Genomic DNA, 2,837 nt, shown 5'->3' with positions numbered 1-2,837 from the left:
CAGTGCTGCTTCGGCCCTCTCACGCCGACCCAGCTCGCGACGCAATAACCAAGTGAGACCGACCGTAACGCTGCATAGACTAACCAGCACCATGCCGAGGCTGAACGCTGTTCGCTGCCAGTCGGCATAGATCGTGGACGGTGCCACGGCGATGCTGAGGGTGAGAGGCTCCGTGCCGAGCCGTGCGAAGGTGAGCCGGCGTTCGCCTTCCCCGACCATTGCAGGGCCGTCGAAGCTACCTTCGCGCATCGCAATCATTCGGCGGTAGCTCGGGGTATCAGCCACGCTCGCACCGATCGCACTTTGATCAAAGGGTTCGCGCATCAGGATGATGCCCCCTGGTCCGTAGAGCGTCACGGTCCCAGCGTGTTCGGCATCGACCGAAGCGAACATGCTGCGCAGGTAGTCGATCTTGATGCCGCCAACCACGACGCCGGCGAATGAGCCGTCGGGGTTCGAGAGGCGGCGGGAGAGCATGATCATCCTTAGGCCGCTGACCCGCGAAATCGCCGGCGGACTTATGTGCAGGCCATCGTCGTCCGGATGAGTGCTGAAATGACGGAAGTACTCGGTATCGGATCGATCGAGCCCCTTCGGCGCGGAGGCGTTTGACCCGGAGACGACGACACCGCGTGCGTCGAGGAGCAGCAGGAAAGCAAAGCCAGGGGCAGAAGCGGCGCGATCAAATAGGATCAGCTGGCGCAGCTCAGGCGACGCCTGTGCGACGTCGGTCCGGCTAAAACTTTCGACGACCGACTGCAAGGACAGGTCATAAAGTTCGACGTTGCGAGCGATGTCTCGCCCGAGCACCTGAACAAGGCTATTCGTGGTGAGTTCGCTGCGACGCTCTGCGTCCGCCCGCATCTGCCAAAGCAGGAGTGCAGCCACACCGATCAGCCCAGCGATGGTAAGGAGGTTGGCAACAGCCAGCCATCGGGTCAGAAATGACCCGAGCCACGAGCGATCAAGGCGCCCTGGTGGGCTGATCTCGGCGTGCACCACCTCAGACCTACGGGGGCAAACTCCGAAGCAGGGAAACACGGACTCATTGCTAACTCCTTAATAAAAAAGGAAAAAACCTGCGGAGTGGTCGGGAGCAGCAATTTTGGATCAACGCTTGAGCAATACCAGTGCATCTCCACCTGTTGGCAGAAGCAGGCAATGATGCAACAATCATGTGATTACTGACATAGACGAGAGCAGACGCCCCTCATGATCGAAGACGGGGGACAGCGGCAGGTTGTGCTTCACAATCTAGCGACGCATGCGGCGCGAGCGCGGGCTCGGCTGGGTTTTTATTTACCGGACGCGGCCCGCTTAGCTAATCTCACGCCCGAAGCCTTCGCTGACGTCGAGAATGGCCGCGATTGCGCGTTGGCGCTCACCGATCTTACGCGCTTGGCCCTGTTCCTTGGTCTGACTGAGTCCGGCCTACCGCGGCCTTTGCCGCCGGGGATGTAGCACTCCCCCTGCCTCGTCACGCGAAGTTTTGCGCTCGGTCCTCGTCACAGCCGACGGGGCGTACATGCGACGCTTATGCTCGAAGGCAACGGGGGCTACTGCGACTGCGCCGGCGAGGCCGCACCGTGGCCGAGGGGCATCGGCCCTGGTGCTGCTCTTCCGGCGCGCGGCCGAGGCCGATCGCTGAGGGTTATGGTGGAACAGGACGGTTAACAGACCCTGCGTGTCGCGAGGCCATCAGCAGCTGTTCCATACCAGGCAGGAACCTCCACACAGCGGGACGGAACATCTGGGATTAAAAGAGGACGCCGATCGTTTGAGATGCCATCAGCGCAGACCGCCAATGCCGGGCCTGAGCGAAGATGGAGGGGGATCGGCTCGATGCATATCAATTGCGACTGCTGCGTCGCAGACAGCTCGCTACGGCTCGGCCGCCGGAGCCTCTTGGTGGGGGCGGCCAGCGTCTTCGCTGCGACTGCCCTACCGAATGCCGCTGCGCGGGCTGCTTCACCCGTGGCGAAGACTGCGCTGGCACCAGCCGAAGCCCTCAAGCTCATGAAGGAGGGCAACCAGAACTTCCGGAACGAAGCCCCGTCCCTGGCGGCAAACGGCCGTGAGCGCCGGCTCGAACTCGCTCGCGGTCAGGCCCCGTTCTGCGTGCTGGTGGGCTGCTCTGATAGCCGGGTTTCGCCGGAGATCCTGTTCGGACGTGGCCTTGGCGAGTTGTTCATCGTTCGCAACGCCGGCAACACGGTCGATACGGCCGCTTTGGGTAGCATCGAGTATGCCGTGGGCGTCCTGGGTGTACCCCTCGTGATCGTGCTCGGTCACCAGTCCTGCGGCGCCGTTGCCGCAGCGGTCGACGTGGTGCAGAAGAACGCGACCTTCCCGGGCGTCATCGGCGAGATGGTGCAACCAATCGTGCCGGCCGTGCTGGAAGCCAAGAGCCAGGGTGGCGACCTCTTAGAAGCGTCCGTTCGAAACAATGCGCGCCGCGTCGCCAAGCGGCTGACGACCCAAAGCCTCGTCATCAAGGACGCGCTTGACGCGGGGAAGGTCAAGGTTGTCGGTGCGCGCTACGGCCTCTCCGATGGCCATGTCGAATGGATGGAGGACATCTGAGGTGCAACGTAGTTCAGCGCGCTGAGCCTCAGGACGTCACCGCGGCCGCCCTTCCGTGCATCGACAAACAAGAAACACCCCAGGAGCGAAGGCTCCCAGGGCGCTGCCGATCGAGCGGCAAGTTTGATCGGGCTGGGGGTATGAAGGTCAGCCGGACGGCTGCTCTTCGGCGGCGGTGAGCGATGAGGAGGACCAGCTACCCTTCACCCACCACCGCGTCTCCCGGCACGGCTGCCGGGAGCAGCTCGATCGGA

2 protein-coding genes are annotated in these 2,837 nt (G+C 63.0%); one reads left to right on the top strand and one right to left on the bottom strand.

Annotation, left to right across the window (positions count from 1 at the left end):
* A partial coding sequence (locus tag OXS49_RS33060) for a cache domain-containing protein (protein WP_267428727.1) occupies positions 1–999 on the bottom strand: 999 nt, incomplete at its 3' end.
* 843 nt (positions 1,000–1,842) lie between these two features.
* On the opposite strand from OXS49_RS33060, the gene OXS49_RS33055 reads away from it, so the two are divergent.
* Complete coding sequence (locus tag OXS49_RS33055) at positions 1,843–2,583, top strand: carbonic anhydrase (RefSeq protein WP_267428726.1); 741 nt, start codon at positions 1,843–1,845, stop codon at positions 2,581–2,583.
* The last annotated feature ends 254 nt before the right edge of the window (positions 2,584–2,837 follow it).

This window comes from Methylobacterium sp. GC_Met_2, from assembly GCF_026540795.1.
Taxonomy (GTDB): Bacteria; Pseudomonadota; Alphaproteobacteria; order Rhizobiales; family Beijerinckiaceae; genus Methylobacterium.
This window is presented reverse-complemented; position numbering and strand designations above follow the sequence as displayed.